The sequence below is a fragment of the Hymenobacter sedentarius genome, from assembly GCF_001507645.1.
GTDB classification, from domain to species: domain Bacteria; phylum Bacteroidota; class Bacteroidia; order Cytophagales; family Hymenobacteraceae; genus Hymenobacter; species Hymenobacter sedentarius.
On record NZ_CP013909.1, the window covers coordinates 2,082,000 to 2,100,200 of the forward strand.

Here is an 18,201-nt window from a genome sequence, read left to right on the forward strand (position 1 = left end):
GAACGGGGCAGGCGAAAGGCAAGCTACTACCGTTGTGGTTTTTGGATGCCGCCGCAACGGGTTAACCCAGGGTCAGCTCCCGTTGCTGAAGCATGCGGTAAATCGTGGACTTGCCGATGCGCAGCCGGGCGGCCACGGCCAGCACGTCGCCGCCCATCTCATCCAGACAGGCCTGCACAATGGCCGTGGTTTGGTCGCGCAGCGAGAGCTGGCTGCCGGGGCCCACCGCGGCCGGCCCCGCGCGCAGGGGCAGGTCGGCGGCCTGAATCTGCTCGCCATCGGCCAGCACGGCGGCCAGCTCCACCACAGCTTTCAGCTCGCGCACGTTGCCGGGGAAGGGGTGTTCCAGCAGGCGGGCGCGGGCGCCATTGGTGAGCTGCCGCGGCGGCAGGTTGTTGAGGGCGCAAAACTCGGCGATGAAGGCCTCGGCCAGCAGCAGGATATCGTTTCCGCGCTGGCGCAGCGGCGGCAGCACAATGGGCAGGCCCAGCAGGCGGTAGTACAGGTCTTCGCGGAAGCGGCCGGCCTGCACTTCGGCCAGCAGGTCGCGGTGGGTGGCCACTATCAGGCGCACGTCGAAGGCTACTGTGTGGCTGCCGCCCACGCGGGTGACTTCGCGCTCCTGCAGCACGCGCAGCAGCTTGGCCTGCAGGCTGGGCTCGAGGTCGGCGATTTCGTCCAGAAACAGGGTGCCGCCGTGGGCTTCTTCCAGCCGGCCCACGCGCCGCGCCACGGCCCCGGTGAAGGCGCCTTTCTCGTGCCCAAACAGCTCACTTTCCACCAGTTCGCGCGGGATGGCGGCCATGTTCACGGCCACTAGCGGCTGCCCGGCCCGGCTGGATTGGTAATGAATGGCTTTGGCCACCAGCTCCTTGCCGGTGCCGGTTTCGCCGCTTACGCTCACCGTGATGGCGGTGCGGGCGGCTTTGGCGATGAGCGCTTGCACCAGCTGCACCGAGGCGTGCTCGCCCAGGATGGCTTGGCCGGGGCTGTAGCGGCTGCCGATTTGCTTGCGCAGCTGGGTGTTTTCGCGGCGCAGGCGCACTTGCTGCTCCACCTTGCCCACCAGGTTCCAGAGGCGGTCGAGGGTGTTGTCGTCTTTTACTAAATAGTCGTAGGCGCCCTGGCGCAGCATGCTCACGGCGGTGCTCACGTCTTCCTGGCCCGAAATCACCACGACTTCCGTGCCGGGCAGCCGCTCTTTAATCTGCCGCAGCACCTGCTCGCCTTTGGCGTCGGGCAGGGAATAGTCCAGGGTGATAAAATCCGGCTGCTGGCCCAGCTGCTCCAGGCAAGCGCGCGCCGTGGTAAAGCGCTGCACGCTGTTGTTGGGGTTTTGGCCCAAGCGGTGCAGCAGGAGCTCCCCGTACCACTGATTGTCTTCGACTACGAAAATTTTGAAGGGTAGAAAGGATGCCATGTACAATGCGCAAGTAAAGGCCCCCCGGACCAGGAATCATATTACTACCAATTGTAAGTAGAGCCTTAAGATAGCACCCTTACATGAAATGTTATATCGTAAAAACAACCACTAATATCCCTGTTTGGCGAAAAAGTAGTTGCAAAATGAGGCACATACGAAGTGTATGCTTGAGTGGATCAAGGTAGGTTAAATAGTTTATTCCCGGTTTAGGAACAAAGTCCCATAATGGGAATACTGAGCATTGGGGTGCTACCTGTATCTGTTTGATTCTGAGTTGTTGGAACAAGGGGGCTTGGCATGGCCGCGGAATTGCAGGAAATGACGCGGCACCGTGCCAACTCCCTGAATATTTTTTTATCCGCTATGCAAGTCTTTACGCTACCTCCACTCGCACGCACCCAGTTCCGGGCCTGGCTGATTACGGCCCTTATCATCTTGACCGGCACCAGCGCCGCCCGCGCCGGGGCCATTTATTCGAACGACGGGCAGGCCAGCACATCCGATACATATAGTGTCGTGAAGGTGGGACCGGTGGTAGTTTCCGAAAACGGCATCGAACACCCCGAGCGCGCTGCCGATGCCAACCTCACTAACTTTGCCACGATAAACACCGGCCTCGGCATACTCGCTTTCACGAAGCTGCAGCTTGGGCTGAATGCCAGCAGCCCGGGCGGCAGGGCCGGCGACCGCGCGGGCGTGCTGGTGGGCAACGTGGCCACCAACGACAACTTGGTCAATTTCAATGGGCTCGGCGTTATCCGGCTGCGCACCTACAAAGCCGGGACCTTGCAGGAAACCCAGGTGGTGTCGGCCGCCGTGGCCCGCGACATCCTGCTGAGCGGCGACCGGCCCACCCAACTCGAATTCATCGCCGCCAAGGCCTTCGACCGCATCGACCTGGAAGTTGGCGGCGTGGTGGGGGTGTCCTACAAGCTGAAGGTGTACTATGCCTACGCCGTGCCTTCGCTGATGCAGCAACAGGCGCGCGGGTTGATTTCGCGGTTCTCGGGGGCCGGCAGCGCACTGGCTCCGTACTACGGCACGGGCACGGGCGGAGTCGGCGTGGTAAGTGCGTGCGTGGGGACGGGCATATCCAACCCCGAAAATGCGGTGGATAATGACCTGAGCAACTATGCGACCTTCAACAGCCTGGCTACGGTTGCGTGTCCTTCGGCCCTGACCGTGAAACTGGAAGGGGCCCGGCCGGCGCCGGCCGGCTACTACGCTGGCTTTGTGATTGGCAGCGACGGCCTGCTCGATGCCAGCGTGTTGTCGGGCCTGCGCGTGACGACTTACCTCAACGGCGTGCCGCAGGAGTCGTACACCGGCGCCGGCGTGCTGGAGCTGCGCGTGCTGCCCAATGGCAAAACGCAGGTGAGCTTCCCCACCGACTTCCCGTTTGATGCCGTAAAGATTGAGCGGGTGGGGCTGCTATCGGTGCTCGACAACCTGGAAATCTACTACGGTTTTGGCGTGGAGCCCAAGGCGTTTGAGGGCACGACGCAGGTGCTCTCCAACTTTACCCCCAACCAAACCGCGGGGCATTACGAAGTGAAAAGCAATTCGGTGGTGTGCCTCACCAGCTGCGGCGTCCTGAATCCCGCCGGCGCGGCCGACAATGACCCCAGCACCCAAGCCGTCATCACCGTCCCAACCTCGGTGCTATCCAAGGTGGAACTAAAGCTGGACCTCAACGGTACCGATACCAACGTGGGGCAGGCCGGCAACCGCGCCGGCATGGTGATTGGCGACGGCAGTAATCTGCTCGATGTGACGCTGCTGGACCGCATTACCCTCACTACCTACGACGCCGCCGGCAAGGTGCTGGAAAGCGCCTCGGGCCAGTCGCTGCTCGCGCTGAACCTGCTGCCCGACGGCCGCCAGGAGCTGTCGTTCCTCACCACTCAGAACTTCGCTTCCGTACAGCTCAGCGTGGCCGGGGGCGTGTCGGCCCTGGTTAATATCCCCGTCAGCTATGCCTTTGCCGACGACCGCAGCGGGGGCCTGCCCTCGCTTATCGTGCCGCTGCCCGTTGAGCTAACCGCCTTCAGCGGCCGGTGGGCCAATGGCGGCGCCGAGCTAAATTGGGCTACTGCGTCGGAAAAGAACAGCAGCCATTTTGTGGTGGAGCGCTCCACCGGCCGCGAGGCCGCTTTCCAGGCCGTGGGCCAGGTAAAATCGGCGGGCAACAGCACCAGCCTCCAGCGCTACCGGCTGCGCGATGCCGAAGCCGCCGCCCAGGGCGTGACCATTCTGTACTACCGCCTGCGGCAGGTGGATTTGGATGGCCAGCAGGTGTATTCGCCGGTGGTGTCGGTGGTGGTGGGTGCGCGCACGGCAGCGGCTCCCCGGCTGGAGGTATACCCCAACCCCGCCGCCGATGCCAACGCGGTGACGGTGCAATGCCCCAACCTGCCGGCGGCCGGTGGCTTGGTGCAGGTTTACTCGCAGCTGGGCCAGGTCGTGAGCCAGATGCCCGTCGCGGAAGGGGCGGCCAGCCTCGCGCTGCCGGGACTGGCGCCGGGCCTCTATCACGTGGTGCTGCGCAGTGCGGCCGGCCAAACCCTGGCTGCCCAACGGCTGGTGGTAGGTAGGTAGGTAGGTAGGTAGGTAGGTAGGTAGGTAGGTAGGTAGGTAGGTAGGTAGGTAGGTAGGTAGGTAGGTAGGTAGGTAGGTAGGTAGGTAGGTAGGTAGGATTTTACCGGTAAAGACCGGTCTTACGAGCTTTTATAGAGCAGGGCCCCGCTGGCATTGCCGGCGGGGCCCTGCTGCTGTGGAACTATGGCTGGTGGGCGGCCCAGGTCCGGCTAAGCATACCCCTAAAAACAGCCAGGAAGGGTAGCGGCGAAGGCTAAAATCGGAAGAGTAAAAAACACATAATCTTATTAGAATATTAATTGGCAACTGGGTGGTGTAACCGTAACATTGCTTTAACAGTGAGGCAATTCCAGCGGAGAACTTTTGCGGCTACTGTCCACCTTCACCATTTTCTCTTTCTCAATTCATGAAACTAACTTTTACTCGCCTCGGCAGCCTCGCGCTGCTCGCGGCCCTGGCCACTTCTTGCTCCAAAGAAGAGCTAACTACTCCCGCTACCCCCACCGCCGCGGTGGTAAGCCAGGATGCTACCCGCGACAATAACCTGGCCATGGGCAACCCCAGCGGGGCCGTGACGGATGCCACCAACTACCCCAACAACTACCTGATGACCAAAACCCAGTACACCATGTCGTACAGCCGCGACAAGGGCAAGCCCAACTGGGTAAGCTGGCACCTGAGCAGCGCCTGGCTGGGCAGCACCCCGCGCCAGGACAACTTTGCCGCCGATAATACCCTGCCCAGCACCTGGTACCACGTGGGCAGCACCAGCTACAGCGGCTCGGGTTTCGACCGAGGCCACAACTGCCCCTCGGCTGACCGCACCGGCTCTGTGGCCGACAACACGGCCACGTTCCTCATGACCAACATGATGCCCCAGGCCCCCACCAACAACCAGCAAACCTGGGCCGGCCTCGAGAACTACGCCCGCACCCTGGTAGGCCAGGGCTATGAGTGCTACATCATCTGCGGCAGCTACGGCAGCGGCGGCACCGGCTCGGCGGGCTACGCCACCACCATCAACAGCGGCCACATCACCGTGCCCAGCAACTGCTGGAAGGTGCTGGTGGTGCTGCCCGAAGGCAGCTCCGACGCCAGCCGCGTGACCACCAGCACGCGCGTCATCGCCGTGGACATGCCCAACACCAACTCCATCGGCACGGCCTGGGGCGCATACCGCACCACGGTAGACGCCATTGAGTCGGCCACGGGCTACGACATTCTGTCGGCCGTGTCGAGCACGGTGCAGGCCACCATCGAGTCGAAAGTAGACACCGGCCCCACGAGCTGATTAGTGCCGCGTTAGCGGCGGGCTGCTTCGCTGGATAAAAAAGCCCGTGACCCCGGCTGGGGGTCACGGGCTTTTAAATGCCTGATAATTGGCGCCCTACTAAAAAGTGCGAATTGTAGCGGAATAAAGAGCCAAAGGTACGGCGCAAAGCAAATGCAGCGCAATCGGTGGCCGGAGCTTAAAAAAAGATTTTCAACCATTTGGCTCAATCAATCCCGGCTATCTCTTTGCAATCGCAGAAAAAGCAGGCCATAAACTTTTGCCAAAAAACAGCCCAATAAAAACTTAACATTACCGATGAATTACAGCTCGACACGATTCCGTAATTTTGCATCGTGCTTCAACCCAAACACCCGTTGATGAAGCGCGGAACCCTGCTCCACAGCGGCCCGCGAGAGGACCAAAAGGTCTTCGCCGCCATCGGTTTCGCCGATTTGTCTTCCGTTTTTTCTGGTTGTTGCCCCGCCGCCGTTTCGTGATTCGAAACGGTTTTTTTTATGTCCAATCGGTTCGGTTTACTTCATCTAATCTCAAACCTCTTTTAACGTCCACACAAAAGAAAAACGGATAGCAAGATCTTGACTCCCACTGTGGCCGCGGCCAAGCCGACATCCGCGAGTGCGAAACCTGCCTGATTAAACGCGACAACGTAATTTAAGGAAATACTTAGCTGGTGCGCCAGCCGAACATCACCCGCAGCGGCCCCTAGGCAATTGCGGGTGAAAGTTCGTTTTTGTTATTTAAAAACAAGCTATGAAACTCGGCGCCATTACGTTACAAAATTCCGTTTGCCTGGCCACCGCGCCCTGGGACCTCGATGGCCCGGGCTACGAGCAGCTGGGTGCCATTTTTACCAAGACCGTGACCATGGAGCCGCGCGCCGGCCTGCCCGGCGACGAAGGCATCCTGCAAGTGGCCGACCAAACCCTGCTCAACCGCACCGACCTCCGCACCGAGGGGGCTGAACTGCTGGTGCAAGAGCACCTGCCGCGGCTGCGGCGCTTTGGCGTGCCCGTGTTTGTGAGCATCACCGCGCCCGGTGTGCCGGGCTTTCGCAAAATTGCGCGCTACCTGCAGCGCGAGGCCGGCGAGCAGCTGGCGGGCGTGGAAGTGTACATCACCGCTCCCAATTCGGGAGCCGGGGCCGACATCACGGCGCGCCACGTGCGCGAAGCCACCGAGGCGGTGCGCAACGAGCTGCGCGACGATGCCGCCGTGATAGTGAAGCTGCCGCCGTGGCCCGACCACATCCGGGGCCTGGCCCTGGGCGCGCAGGAAGGCGGCGCCACCGCGCTGGCCGCCACCAACACCCTCAAAGTGCTGCACCTGCCCGCTGACCTCAACGCCGCGCCGCTAGTGGGCGGCCTCTCGGGCGAGGCGCTGCGGCCGCTGGCCCTGCGCTGCGTGTGGGAGCTGGCCAACGACGAGAAACTGCAGCTTCCCATTTTTGGTACGGGGGGCATTTTCACCCTTCGTGACGTGCAGGACTACCTGCGCGTGGGCGCTCAGGCCGTGCAAGTGGCCAGCGGCGAATGGTTGTCGCCGGGCCTCACAGCACGACTTGCTTCTGAGGTGGCTCAACTAGCATCTATTTCTCGCTAAACTCGCGCTTCTGTTTTATCAATTCTTCCCACCCGTCCCGATGCAAAAGCTCCTCGCCCGTGTTCAAACCGCCAATTCCCTGCTCTGTGTAGGCCTGGACCCTACCGGCGACGACGCCACGGCAACCCAGCGCCTCCAAGAAGTAGTAGCTCAAGCCGCGCCCTACGCCGCGGCGTTCAAGCCCAACCTGGCGTTTTTTCTGAGCCGTGAAAACGGCGTGGCCCTGCTCCAGCAAACCGTGCGCAGCATCCCCACCGACATTCCGGTGATTCTGGACGGCAAATTCGGCGACATCGCCAACACCGCCGAGCAGTACGCGCGCTTTGCCTACGACATTGTGGGGGCCGATGGCGTGACGGTGAACCCCTACATGGGCGACGACACCATCCGGCCGTTTGCCCGGCCCGGCAAGCTGGTGTTTACCTTGGCGAAAACCTCCAACAAGCCCCAGCACGGCCTGCAGGACGCGGCCATGACCCGCGGCGGCTCCATCAGCGACTGGGCGGCCCGCCTGGCCAAGCTCATGGACGAAGAGCTCACCGAGGCCACCATCGGCTTGGTGGTGGGCGCGTCGGAGCCCGAAACGGTGGCCAAGCTGCGGGCCACGTGCCCGAACCAATGGTTCCTGGTGCCCGGCATCGGGGCGCAGGGCGGCGACTTGTCGGCCACGCTGCGCGCCGGCTTGCGGGCCGACGGCAGCGGCTTGCTGATAAACTCCTCGCGGGGCATCTGGCAGGCCGCCGATGCCGGCGCCGCTGCCCGGGAATTGCAGCAAGAAATCAACCAATTCCGGACGGTAGCCAGCCCGGCCCACACCTGACCAAAAAGCCGCTGTGAAGCGGCTTTTTGCATCTTAGATTTTCTGTAAGAAATGACTCCAACTCCCAAAATTCATTCTTCCGCTACGCTCGACGCCGGCTTGCTGGAGCGGCAGCTGCGGCAGGAAGACGCGCTGCTAAGCGGGCACTTCCGGCTGTCGTCGGGCCTGCACTCCGATACCTACGTGCAGTGCGCCCGCTTCCTGCGCCGGCCCAATTTAGCCGCGCCGGCCGCGGCCGCGCTGGCCGCTCAGATTCAGGAAGCCGGCCTGCAGCCCGATGTGGTGGTGGGCCCGGCCATGGGCGGCGTGGTGATAGGCTACGAGCTGGCCCGGCAGCTGGGCACGCCCGGCATTTTTACCGAGCGTGACACTGAAGGCCAGATGACCCTGCGCCGCGGTTTCACCATCGAGCCGGGCGAGAAAGTCATCATCGCCGAAGACGTGGTAACGACTGGCAAAAGCACGCTGGAAGTCGCCCGGGTGCTGCGCGAGCTGGGCGCCGAAGTGCTGGCCGTGGCCTCGCTAATCGACCGGACGGGCGGAAAAGGTGGGCTGAATTTTCCACATTTCGCTCTGCTTTCGGTTACAGCCGCGACCTTTGCACCCGATACCTGCCCCCTGTGCGCCGCCGGCGTGCCGGTGGTGAAACCCGGCAGTCGGCCGGAAAAAGCGTTTTGATGCTTTGTTCATACGCCAGCCTGAACGTCATGCTGAGCTTGCCGAAGCATCTCTACCGCTTCGTTGTGATAGTAAATAATTAGTTGTGCAGTAGAGATGCTTCGGCAAGCTTAGCATGACGTTCCGATATTATTAATGTCTGACAACACCACCCACACCATCCAGCTCACGCTGAAACCCGGCCAGCACGACGGCGACGGCCAGCGCGTGGCCGAGGCCGCCGCCCGCCACCTAGGCCTGGCCACTGGCCGCGTGCGCAGCGCCGCCCTCTACACGGTGCGCTACCCGCTCACCGAGAATCAGCTCAACGACTTCGCCACCCGCTGCCTCGCCGACCCGGTGCTGCACGACGTGCGCCTGAACGAGCTGACCGCCGCGCCCGGCTTTTCCACTTACATTCTGGTGGCCCGCCGCCCCGGCGTGACCGACGACGAAGGCACCTCGGCCCAAAACGCGCTGGCCGACCTGCTCAACGAGCCGCTGGACACCCACACCCAGCACATCTTCAGCAAGCGCCTCTACCTGCTCGAAAACGACCTGCCGGCCGCTGACCTGCGCCGCATTGCGGAAGAGTTGCTCGGCAACAAGCTCATCAACTGGCTGGAAGTGGGCCGCGTGGCCGATGGTATTCGCGACTACACGCCGCGCCCCGGCGGCGGCGCCGAAGCCATCACCGAAATCATTACCCTAACCGGCCGCAGCGATGCTGATTTGGTACAGCTCTCGAAAGAGAACATCTACGCGCTGAACCTGGAAGAAATGCGGGCCGTGCGCGACTACTTCGCCGCTGCTGAAACGCAGGCCGAACGCCGGGCCGCTGGCCTGCCCGCCGACCCCACGGATTGCGAACTGGAAATCATCGCCCAAACTTGGTCGGAGCACTGCAAGCACAAGGAGTTTTCGGCGCTCATCAACTACAAAGACCTGGAAACGGGCGAGGAGAAGCAGGTCGATTCGCTGTTCAAAACCTACATCAAAAACGCCACCTCCGAGGTAGACCGCCAGCTCCGCGCCAACGGCAACGACTGGCTGGTGAAGGTGTTCTCCGATAATGCCGGCGCCGTGCGCATCAACGCCGACTCGCTGTTTGTGTGGAAGGTGGAAACGCATAACTCGCCCTCGGCCATTGACCCCTACGGCGGGGCCATCACCGGTATTTTGGGCAACAACCGCGACCCGCTGGCCACCGGTATCGGCGGCGCGCAGCTGCTGTTCAATACCAACGTGCTGTGCTTCGGCAACCCTGAGTACGACGGGCCGCTGCTCACCGGGCAGCTGCACCCGCGCCGCATTCTGGAAGGCGTGCGCAAGGGCATTGAGGACGGCGGCAACAAGTCGGGCGTGCCCACGGTGAACGGCGCCATCGTCTTCGACGACCGCTACGCCGGCAAGCCGCTGGTGTACTGCGGCACCGGCGCCGTGATGCCAATGCAGTTTGCGGGCAAGGATTCCTGGGAAAAAATCATCGACGCCGGCGACCGCATCATCATGGCCGGTGGCCGGGTGGGCAAAGACGGTATCCACGGCGCCACATTCTCCAGCATTGAGCTGGACGAAACCGCGCCCGCCACGGCCGTGCAAATCGGCTCGCCCATCACCCAAAAGCTGGCGATGGATTTCCTGCTGCTGGCGGCCCGCCGCGGCCTGCTCAAGTGCAGCACCGACAACGGCGCGGGTGGCCTCTCGTCCTCCGTGGGCGAGCTGGCCGGCATCAGCGGCGGCGCGGTAGTTGAACTGGAACGCGTTCCGCTGAAGTACCCGGGGCTGCGGCCCTGGGAAATTTTCGTGAGCGAATCGCAGGAACGGTTTACGCTGGTGGTGGAGCCCGGCAAAATGAACGAACTGCTGGCCCTGGGCCAGGAAATGGAAGTTGAGCTAACCGACATCGGCTACTTCACCGCCGATGGCTTCCTGGACGTGCGCTTCGATGGCGCGCCGGTGGCGCGGCTCAACATGGAGTTCCTGCACGAAGGCGTGCCGCGTAAAATTCTGGAAGCCGAGTGGACGGGAATGAATGAAGAATTAAGAATGAAGAATGAAGAATTAGCCATGGCGGCTGCCAGTTCTTCATTCCTCATTCCTCATTCTTCATTCGACTACACGGCCACGCTGGGCCAGTTGCTGGGCTCGCTCAACATCTGTTCGCGCGAGTCAGTCATTCGTCAGTACGACCACGAGGTGAAGGGCCGCACCATTGTGAAGCCCTTGATGGGCGCGACGGGCCAGGCGCCGCAGGACGCGGCCGTGGTGCGCTTCAATTTCGAGAGTTGGGAAGGCGTGGCCGTGAGCAACGGCATCCTGCCGCGCTACGGCGATTTGGACGCCTACCACATGTCGGCCGGCGCATTCGATGAGGCCGTGCGACAGATTATCGCAGTAGGAGGGAAGCTGCCCAACCTGACGCCCGGCGACGGGATTTTTTGGTCAGTTAACGACAACTTCTGCGTGCCCGATTCGGTGTACGACCCCGTCATTAACCCCGATGGCAAGCAAAAGCTGGCCAAGTTGGTACGCATGTGCGAGGCCCTGCGCGATGCCACAGCCGCCTACTGCATCCCGCTCACCAGCGGGAAGGACAGCATGAAAAATGACTTCAAGGCCGACGGCGTGAAGATTTCGGTGCCGCCCACCGTGCTCTACTCCATGACGGCCAAGATGGAAGACGTGCGCCGCGCCATCACCAGCGACTTCAAGCAGGCCGACGACGTAGTGTACCTGCTCGGCGAAACCCACGACGAACTGGGCGGCTCCGAATTCTACGCCCTGCACGGCCAACTCGGCGCCAACGTGCCCAAGGTCGATTTCGAGCGGGCCAAGGCGCTTTATACCCTCGTGGGCCAGGCCAACGACCAACACCTGATTCAGTCCTGCCACGACCTGAGCGACGGCGGCCTGTCCGTAGCGCTAGCCGAATGCACCTTTGGCTACGACTGCGGGGCCACGGTTGAGCTGCCGGAAAATGGCTTGCCGCTGCCAGTGCAGCTGTTTTCGGAGTCGCATTCCCGCTTCCTGGCCACGGTGGCACCGGAGGACGTGGTGGCCTTTGAGCAACTGCTCAGCAGCCGCGCCACGCGCCTCGGCACAGTTACCAAAGAGCCGCGCCTGGTGGTGCGCCACGGCGGCCGCGAGGTGATTTCGGCCGACTCCGATGTACTTCGGAGTATATGGACTAATGGCCCTGTTAATCAATTGCTAGGCGTTGGCGACGTGGCTAATGTTTCACATTCAACTTCATTGTAATGGCACAAGACTCATTTCCTCCGGCCCAAAAGCCTTTTGAGATGGTACAAGATGCCACTAGGGTAGCACATAAAGTTCAATTCCAGGCACAAGCTGATGAGCCCAAACGGGTCGGCGCGGTGCAGGCACTGATTCTGACTGGCTTCGGTATCAACTGCGAAGAAGAATTCGCGGCGGCCTACCGTTTGGCGGGCGCGGAGGCTACCATCGTGCACCTTAACCAGGTGCTGCACGGGCAAGTGAGCATCCACGATTTCGACATTCTGAACTTCCCCGGCGGCTTTTCCTTCGGCGACGACCTAGGCTCGGGGGTGGTGCTGGCCAATAAGCTGCGCTACCGCCAGACCGGCGCCGGCGGCCGCACGCTGCTCGAAGACATTAAGGAGTTCATCGCCGCCGGCAAGTTTGTACTCGGCATCTGCAACGGCTTTCAGGTGCTGGTGAAGCTGGGTCTGCTGCCCAACCTGAGCGGCCATGTGACGCCCGAAGTCACGCTGACCCACAACGCCAGCGGCCGCTACGAAGACCGGTGGGTGACGCTCCGTGTGAACCCCCTCGCCCAAACGCCCTTCCTCAAAGGCATCGACACGCTGGAAGTGCCCGTGCGCCACGGCGAAGGCCGCCTCGTGATTTCCGACGCGGCCATCCAGCAGCGCATCGAAGCCGCGGGCCTCAACTGCCTGAGCTACCTCGACGCCGCTGGCGACGGCACGGGCGTGTACCCATTCAACCCCAACGGCGCGGCCCTGAACTGCGCCGGCCTTACCGACCCCACCGGCCAGGTATTTGGCCTGATGCCACACCCGGAGGCCTTTCTCTCGGCCTACAACCACCCGGACTGGGCCCGGCGCCGGCGGTTGAATCCTTCAGCTTCCGAGGAAGGGGAGGGGCTCCAGATTTTTAAGAACATCGTGGCGCACATTGCCCACTCGCGTACCGCCGCTACGGCAGCGGAAAACGAATTTGCCACTCAGAACTAGTCTTCTGTTCAGTCGCCAATGAACACGCTCACCCACTTCGCTTCTCCCCAACTCCCGCTGCTGCACCGCGGCAAAGTCCGCGACAGCCTGCGCGCACCCTCCGGCGACCGGCTCATCATCGTCACCGACCGTCTTTCGGCGTTTGATTCGGTGCTGGAAACGGCCATTCCGCACAAAGGCGCGGTGCTCAACGGCCTGGCCAATTTCTGGTTTGACAAAACCCAGCACATCATCCCGAACCACGTTATCAAGCTCGTGGATGCCAACGCTATGCTGGTGAAGGAGGCCGAGCCCATCAAGGTAGAGATGGTAGTGCGGCAGTACCTGACCGGGTCGATGTGGCGCGGCTACCAAGCCGGGCAGCGCACGTTTTCGGGCGTGACGGTGCCCGACGGGCTGACCAAAAACCAGCCCTTCCCGCACTCCATCGTGACGCCCACGACCAAGGAGGAATCGGACCGCGAAATCACCCCCGAAAACCTGGTGAGCGAAGGCTGGGTAACCAAAGAGCTCTACGACCAGATGGCGGTGAAGTCCCAGATGCTGTTTGCCGTGGGCTCGCAGCTGCTGGCCGAAAAGGGCATTATTCTGGTGGATACCAAGTATGAGTTTGGCCTGCTCAACGGCAAGCTGATTCTCATCGACGAGATGCACACGCCGGACTCGTCCCGGTTCTGGAGCGCCAAAGACTACGCCCAGAACCCCGAAACGGCTGAGCAGATGGACAAGGAGTACGTCCGCCAATGGCTCATCGCCAACAAGCAGGACGGCCAGTACCCCCGCGCCCTCACGCCGGAAGTGGCCCAAGAAGCCAGCCGCCGCTACCTCGACATCTACCAGCGCATCACCGGCTCGGCCCTGCCCACCGCCGAAACCGAAGCCACCGACGCGCCCCACACCGGCCGCCACGACTCCCGCGCCCGCCTGCTCGCCAACCTGGTGCAGGCCGGCCTGGTGAAGGACGCCTGGGTGAACATCGTGATGAGTTCGCCCGCAGATAAGGAGCACTGCCTGAAAATCCGAGACCAGTTTGAGGGCTACGGCATCTTCACGCAGCTGCGCGTTACGTCGGCTCATAAAAACGGTGAAGTCATTGCCGACATGGCCGAAATTTGGAACAACAGCATCGAGCCCGGCGTCATCATCGCCGTGGCTGGCTTCTCCAATAGCCTTGGCGGCGCGCTGGCGGCCAACGTAAACGTACCCGTCATTAGCTGCCCGTCGTGGAAAGACTACGCCGAGCTGGCCATGAACCTCAATTCGTCGGTTATCATGCCCAGCGGCACGCCCAACCTCACGGTGGTGCGCCCCGATAACGCCGCCCAGGCCGCCCTGCGCGCCCTGAACCTGCCCCGCCTGCGCGAACGGCTCAACCAGGACATCAAAGCCACCAAAGCCAAGCTGAAAGCCGCCGACGCGGAGCTGCGCGTGCTGTAGTAATTATCATGACGGAACAGCAAGCACGAGAGCTTATCGAAAACTACCTCGAAGCCTACAATCTCTTCGATGTGGCCGGAATGCTCTCGTGCCTGCATCCAAACGTAGTATTTGAGAATGTCGCCGATGGTATCGTGACGCTCCGAACCGAAGGAAAAGCTGCTTTTCAAACACAGGCGGCACAGGCAACGGAGTTATTTATGGAGCGGCACCAGCATATTTTGGCTTTTCGCTTGCATGCCGAATGCGCTAGAGTTGATATTGACTATTCTGCCATTACTGCTGTTGACTGGCCCAACGGTTTGAAAGCCGGCACCATGTTTCAACTCACTGGTCAATCCGTTTTTAATTTCCAAGACGGGCTCATTACTTCCATTCAAGACATCAGCTAAGTGATTGTCTTACCCAATATGACCCCACCAATTTATACCCTTCTACTCCTGGGCTCCGGCGCCCGCGAGCACGCGCTAGCCGAAAAGCTGACCCGCGACGGGGCCACGGTGCACGTGCTGCCTGGCAACGCCGGCATTCCGAACAGCCACCCCGACGTCAACCCGCTGGAATTTGAAGCGGTGAAAGCCTTTGCCCAAGCGCACGAAGCCAAGCTGATTGTGGTGGGCCCCGAGGCGCCGCTGGCGGCCGGCATCACCGATTTCTTTGCCGGCTCCGACATCAAGGTGTTTGGCCCAACCCGCGCCGCGGCCCGGCTGGAAAGCTCCAAGGTGTGGAGCAAGGACTTCATGCGCCGCCATGGCGTGGCTACGGCCCAGTCCTGGCAGTACCGGAGCGACAGCATCGCGGCGGCCCGCGCCAAAGCCGCCGAGCTAGGCGGGCACGTGGTGGTGAAGTACGACGGCCTGGCCGCCGGCAAAGGCGTGTACGTGTGCTCGTCGCTGGAAGAAGCCGAAGCGGCCCTGAGCGAGCTGCAAACGCAGTTTACGGGCTGGTTTTCCTTCCTGCTGGAAGAAAAGCTGACCGGCCCCGAAATCAGCATCATCGGCCTCACCGATGGGCGCGAAATCAAGCTGCTGGCCACCTCCCAGGACCACAAGCAGCTGCTGGCCGGCGACCAGGGCCCTAACACCGGCGGCATGGGTGCCTACTGCCCCGTGCCCTTCGCCAACGACAACGTGCTGGCCGCCATCCGGCGCGACATCATCGACCCCACGCTGCGCGGCCTGCAAAACGAGCAGTTCGCGTTTCACGGCTTCCTGTATTTCGGCATCATGCTCACGCCCAGCGGCCCCAAGCTGCTGGAATACAACGTGCGCCTCGGCGACCCCGAAGCCGAAGTGCTGCTGCCCGCTCTGGACAGCAGCCTGCTCAAGTTGATTGAAGCCACATTGGATGGCACGCTGGCCAAGCAAACCGTGCGGCAGCGGCCCGGCGCGTTCGTGGGCGTGGTGCTGGCTTCCGGTGGCTACCCGGCGCCGAAATTTCCCACCGGTTTCCCAATTATCGGGCTGGATAATTTGCCGGCGCACGTGCGGGCTTACCACGGCGCCACCCGGCTCGATGCCGAGGGCCGGCTCGTGACCAACGGCGGCCGCGTGCTGGTGCTCACCGCCCACGGCCCCGATTTGGAAGCGGCCACCGCCCTTGCCTACGAGGCCTGCGCCCGCGTCACCTTCCAGGATGCCTACTACCGCCCCGACATTGCCCAGCGTCCGGCGCCCGTGCTAAGCGCGAGCGCCGTAAATTGAAGTTGAAAACTCAGCCATGAGCAATCTTACTCCCACCGAAGCGAACCATCAGGCATCCCAGTTCATGGGCGGCGCAAGCGCGGGGACGCTCGGCGAAGGGCATCGGAGAGCCCGCCTGGCCATCCTGATTTCGGGGCGCGGCTCCAACATGCTGTCTTTGGTGCAAGCCGCCAAAAGCGGCGTATTACAAGACTTGGCCGAAGTGGCGGTGGTGTTCAGCAACAAGCCCGATGCGCCGGGTTTGGAACTAGCTGCGGCCCAGGGGTGTCCAATAGCTTCTTTGCCCAGTCAGGGCCGCAAGCGCGAAACGTTTGATGCCGAGGCGGCCGCGATGCTGCAGCAGTATCAGCCCGATTTTGTGGTGCTGGCGGGCTACATGCGCATCCTGTCGCCGGCGTTTATTCAGCCGTTTGCGGGGCGTATTCTCAACATTCATCCCGCTGATACGCACCAACACCAGGGCCTGCACGCCTACGAGTGGGCCTTCGATAACAAATTGACTGAAACCAAAATAACCGTGCATTTGGTTGACGAAGGTCTCGACACTGGGCCCATTCTGGCTCAAGAACCAGTGGACTTGCGCGGGGCCGAAACCCTGGCCGAAGTGGAGCGCCGCGGGCTGGCCGTGGAGCACCGGCTTTATGCTGAAACCCTGGCAGAATTAATCAAAAAAGAACGTCATGCAGAGCGCAGCGAAGCATCTCGCATGCAGCCGTAACCAAGCTAACTCAACGAATCGAGCAAGATGCTTCGCTGCGCTCTGCATGACATACAATATTTAGTAAGACTTAATCCCCCAATCTAATGTGTGGAATAGTAGGTTTTCATGGCCCCGACGACGTAGTGGCTGATATGGTGGTTGGCCTCACCGCCCTGCAGCACCGGGGGCAGGACGCGGCCGGCATTGCCACGTTCGACGGCTCCTCGTTCCACCTGCACAAGGGCCAGGGCTTGGTGAATGACGTGTTCAAGAAGAAGCACGTGAAGAAGCTGAAGGGCAACAGCGGCATTGGCCACGTGCGTTACACCACCCAGGGTGCCAACGACTCGAACCTGGCCCAGCCCTTCACCACGAGCTACCCGTTTGGCCTGGCGATGGTGCACAACGGCAACGTCATCAACTTCCGCGACGTGGCCAAGCGCCTGCACGAGGAATACCACGTGCTGCCCAAAACCACCAACGACCTGGAGCTCATCATGTACACCTTCGCGTCGGAGCTGCGCGTGAAAAACCTGGCTAACCTGTCCGTTGTCGATATTTTCGACGCCGTGGAAACCACGCAGGATTTGGTGAAAGGCGCCTACGCCACCATCACGCTCATTGCCGGCCACGGCCTGCTGGCCTTCACCGACCCGCTGGCCATCCGGCCCCTGGTGCTGGGTAGGCGCAATACCGAGGGCGGCCCCGTTTATGCGTTCGCCTCCGAAAGCACCTGTTTTGATTTTCTGGGGTTTGAGTTTGTTGAGAACGTGGGCCCGGGCCAGGCCATTTTCATCGACAATAACTTCCAGGTTCACTACAAGAACCCCTACGAGCTGCCCAAGAACTTCTGCGCCTTCGAGCAAATCTATTTTGCCCGGGAAGACTCCGTTATTCACGGCCGCCTGGTGGCCCGCGAGCGGGTGCGCCTGGGCAAGGTGCTGGCCCGCAAAGTGGCCAATGCCGGCATCAAGCCCGACATGGTGATTGACGTGCCCAGCAGCGGCTACTTCTCGGCCTCTGGCCTAGCCGAGGCCATTGGCGTGCCCTACCGCCGCGCGCTGGTGAAGAACAACCACATGGGCCGCTCCTTCATCGTGGCCACCCAGGCCGGCCGCGAAGATGTGGTGAAGAAGAAGCTCAACCCCATCCGTGAGTTTGTGGAAGGCAAGAAAGTGGCCGTAGTCGACGACAGCATTGTGCGCGGCACCACCTCGCGCCGCATCGTGCGCCTGCTGCGCGACGCTGGCGCTACCGAGGTGTACTTCATTTCCAGCGCGCCGCCCATCGTGTCGCCCTGCATCTACGGCATCGACATGGCCATGAGCACCGAGCTGATTGCGGCCAACTACACCGAAGACGAAATCTGCCGCTACATCGAAGCCGACAAAGTCATCTATCAGGATTTGGAGGATTTGCAGGAGCTGTTTGCGGAAGAAAAAGGCCACGGCGGCAGCTGCTTCGCCTGCTTCTCGGGCAAGTACCCCACCGGCGACGTAACCCACTACCTGCGCCACGTGCAGGAAGAGCGCGCCAGCCACCGCCCCGAAAAAGGCAAGAAAAACCTGTCGGTGAGCGCCAAAGCACCCGAGCCTACGGAACACTAAACTTTAATTGAATTCCGAGCCCGTCATGCTGAGCGCAGCCGAAGCATCTCTACCGCAATGCTAATCCACTTGATGGAGCTAGTTGCGCAGTAGAGATGCTTCGGCTGCGCTCAGCATGACGG

At 61.7% G+C, this 18,201-nt stretch carries 13 protein-coding genes; 12 read left to right on the plus strand and 1 reads right to left on the minus strand.

Translation table 11 applies throughout. From position 1 onward, the window contains the following. Nucleotides 1-61: 61 nt before the first annotated feature. Nucleotides 62-1,420, minus strand: coding sequence for a sigma-54-dependent transcriptional regulator (locus AUC43_RS08705; RefSeq protein WP_068198404.1), 1,359 nt, complete (start codon nucleotides 1,418-1,420; stop codon nucleotides 62-64). A 366-nt stretch (nucleotides 1,421-1,786) separates the two neighbouring features. Here AUC43_RS08705 and AUC43_RS08710 point away from each other — a divergent pair, with 366 nt between their 5' ends. From AUC43_RS08710 to purF, 12 genes are all read left to right on the plus strand, one after another. Beyond that, on the plus strand, nucleotides 1,787-4,021 hold the full coding sequence (locus AUC43_RS08710; RefSeq protein ID WP_157780999.1) for a T9SS type A sorting domain-containing protein: 2,235 nt from the start codon (nucleotides 1,787-1,789) through the stop codon (nucleotides 4,019-4,021). Nucleotides 4,022-4,427: 406 nt separating this feature from the next. Then, a complete protein-coding gene (locus AUC43_RS08715) occupies nucleotides 4,428-5,312 on the plus strand; it encodes a DNA/RNA non-specific endonuclease (protein ID WP_068191984.1) in 885 nt (294 codons plus the stop codon). A gap of 753 nt (nucleotides 5,313-6,065) precedes the next feature. Beyond that, nucleotides 6,066-6,914, plus strand: coding sequence for a dihydroorotate dehydrogenase (locus tag AUC43_RS08720; protein ID WP_068191985.1), 849 nt, complete (start codon nucleotides 6,066-6,068; stop codon nucleotides 6,912-6,914). A gap of 40 nt (nucleotides 6,915-6,954) precedes the next feature. Continuing rightward, nucleotides 6,955-7,734 carry an orotidine-5'-phosphate decarboxylase gene (pyrF, locus tag AUC43_RS08725; RefSeq protein WP_068191986.1) on the plus strand — a complete coding sequence of 260 codons (780 nt, stop codon included), beginning with the start codon at nucleotides 6,955-6,957 and terminating at the stop codon, nucleotides 7,732-7,734. A gap of 51 nt (nucleotides 7,735-7,785) precedes the next feature. Beyond that, nucleotides 7,786-8,412, plus strand: coding sequence for an orotate phosphoribosyltransferase (pyrE, locus tag AUC43_RS08730; RefSeq protein WP_068191987.1), 627 nt, complete (start codon nucleotides 7,786-7,788; stop codon nucleotides 8,410-8,412). 135 nt (nucleotides 8,413-8,547) lie between these two features. Beyond that, nucleotides 8,548-11,652 (plus strand): AIR synthase-related protein, encoded by a 3,105-nt coding sequence (locus tag AUC43_RS08735; RefSeq protein ID WP_068191988.1) that lies wholly within the window; start codon nucleotides 8,548-8,550, stop codon nucleotides 11,650-11,652. Beyond that, nucleotides 11,652-12,632 (plus strand): phosphoribosylformylglycinamidine synthase subunit PurQ, encoded by a 981-nt coding sequence (locus AUC43_RS08740; RefSeq protein ID WP_199243522.1) that lies wholly within the window; start codon nucleotides 11,652-11,654, stop codon nucleotides 12,630-12,632. The genes AUC43_RS08735 and AUC43_RS08740 overlap by 1 nt, the downstream gene beginning before the upstream one ends. An 18-nt stretch (nucleotides 12,633-12,650) precedes the next feature. Then, complete coding sequence (locus AUC43_RS21775) at nucleotides 12,651-14,069, plus strand: phosphoribosylaminoimidazolesuccinocarboxamide synthase (RefSeq protein ID WP_071885848.1); 1,419 nt, start codon at nucleotides 12,651-12,653, stop codon at nucleotides 14,067-14,069. Nucleotides 14,070-14,077: 8 nt separating this feature from the next. Then, complete coding sequence (locus tag AUC43_RS08750) at nucleotides 14,078-14,461, plus strand: nuclear transport factor 2 family protein (RefSeq protein ID WP_068191990.1); 384 nt, start codon at nucleotides 14,078-14,080, stop codon at nucleotides 14,459-14,461. An 18-nt stretch (nucleotides 14,462-14,479) separates the two neighbouring features. Further along, nucleotides 14,480-15,772 (plus strand): phosphoribosylamine--glycine ligase, encoded by a 1,293-nt coding sequence (purD, locus tag AUC43_RS08755; protein ID WP_068191991.1) that lies wholly within the window; start codon nucleotides 14,480-14,482, stop codon nucleotides 15,770-15,772. A gap of 16 nt (nucleotides 15,773-15,788) precedes the next feature. After that, the gene (gene purN / locus AUC43_RS08760; protein ID WP_233254135.1) at nucleotides 15,789-16,490 is read left to right on the plus strand and encodes a phosphoribosylglycinamide formyltransferase; all 702 of its coding nucleotides are present in this window, start codon (nucleotides 15,789-15,791) and stop codon (nucleotides 16,488-16,490) included. A gap of 86 nt (nucleotides 16,491-16,576) precedes the next feature. Then, nucleotides 16,577-18,079, plus strand: a complete 1,503-nt coding sequence (gene purF, locus AUC43_RS08765; protein WP_068191993.1) for an amidophosphoribosyltransferase — start codon at nucleotides 16,577-16,579, stop codon at nucleotides 18,077-18,079. The last annotated feature ends 122 nt before the right edge of the window (nucleotides 18,080-18,201 follow it).

Coding starts and splice junctions, on each gene's coding strand:
- purN (WP_233254135.1), top strand. CDS start 15,789: ATGAGCAATCTTACTCCCACCGAAGCGAACCATCAGGCATCCCAGTTC.
- AUC43_RS08705 (WP_068198404.1), bottom strand. CDS start 1,420: ATGGCATCCTTTCTACCCTTCAAAATTTTCGTAGTCGAAGACAATCAG.
- AUC43_RS21775 (WP_071885848.1), top strand. CDS start 12,651: ATGAACACGCTCACCCACTTCGCTTCTCCCCAACTCCCGCTGCTGCAC.
- AUC43_RS08735 (WP_068191988.1), top strand. CDS start 8,548: ATGTCTGACAACACCACCCACACCATCCAGCTCACGCTGAAACCCGGC.
- pyrE (WP_068191987.1), top strand. CDS start 7,786: ATGACTCCAACTCCCAAAATTCATTCTTCCGCTACGCTCGACGCCGGC.
- pyrF (WP_068191986.1), top strand. CDS start 6,955: ATGCAAAAGCTCCTCGCCCGTGTTCAAACCGCCAATTCCCTGCTCTGT.
- AUC43_RS08715 (WP_068191984.1), top strand. CDS start 4,428: ATGAAACTAACTTTTACTCGCCTCGGCAGCCTCGCGCTGCTCGCGGCC.
- purD (WP_068191991.1), top strand. CDS start 14,480: ATGACCCCACCAATTTATACCCTTCTACTCCTGGGCTCCGGCGCCCGC.
- AUC43_RS08740 (WP_199243522.1), top strand. CDS start 11,652: ATGGCACAAGACTCATTTCCTCCGGCCCAAAAGCCTTTTGAGATGGTA.
- purF (WP_068191993.1), top strand. CDS start 16,577: ATGTGTGGAATAGTAGGTTTTCATGGCCCCGACGACGTAGTGGCTGAT.
- AUC43_RS08720 (WP_068191985.1), top strand. CDS start 6,066: ATGAAACTCGGCGCCATTACGTTACAAAATTCCGTTTGCCTGGCCACC.
- AUC43_RS08750 (WP_068191990.1), top strand. CDS start 14,078: ATGACGGAACAGCAAGCACGAGAGCTTATCGAAAACTACCTCGAAGCC.
- AUC43_RS08710 (WP_157780999.1), top strand. CDS start 1,787: ATGCAAGTCTTTACGCTACCTCCACTCGCACGCACCCAGTTCCGGGCC.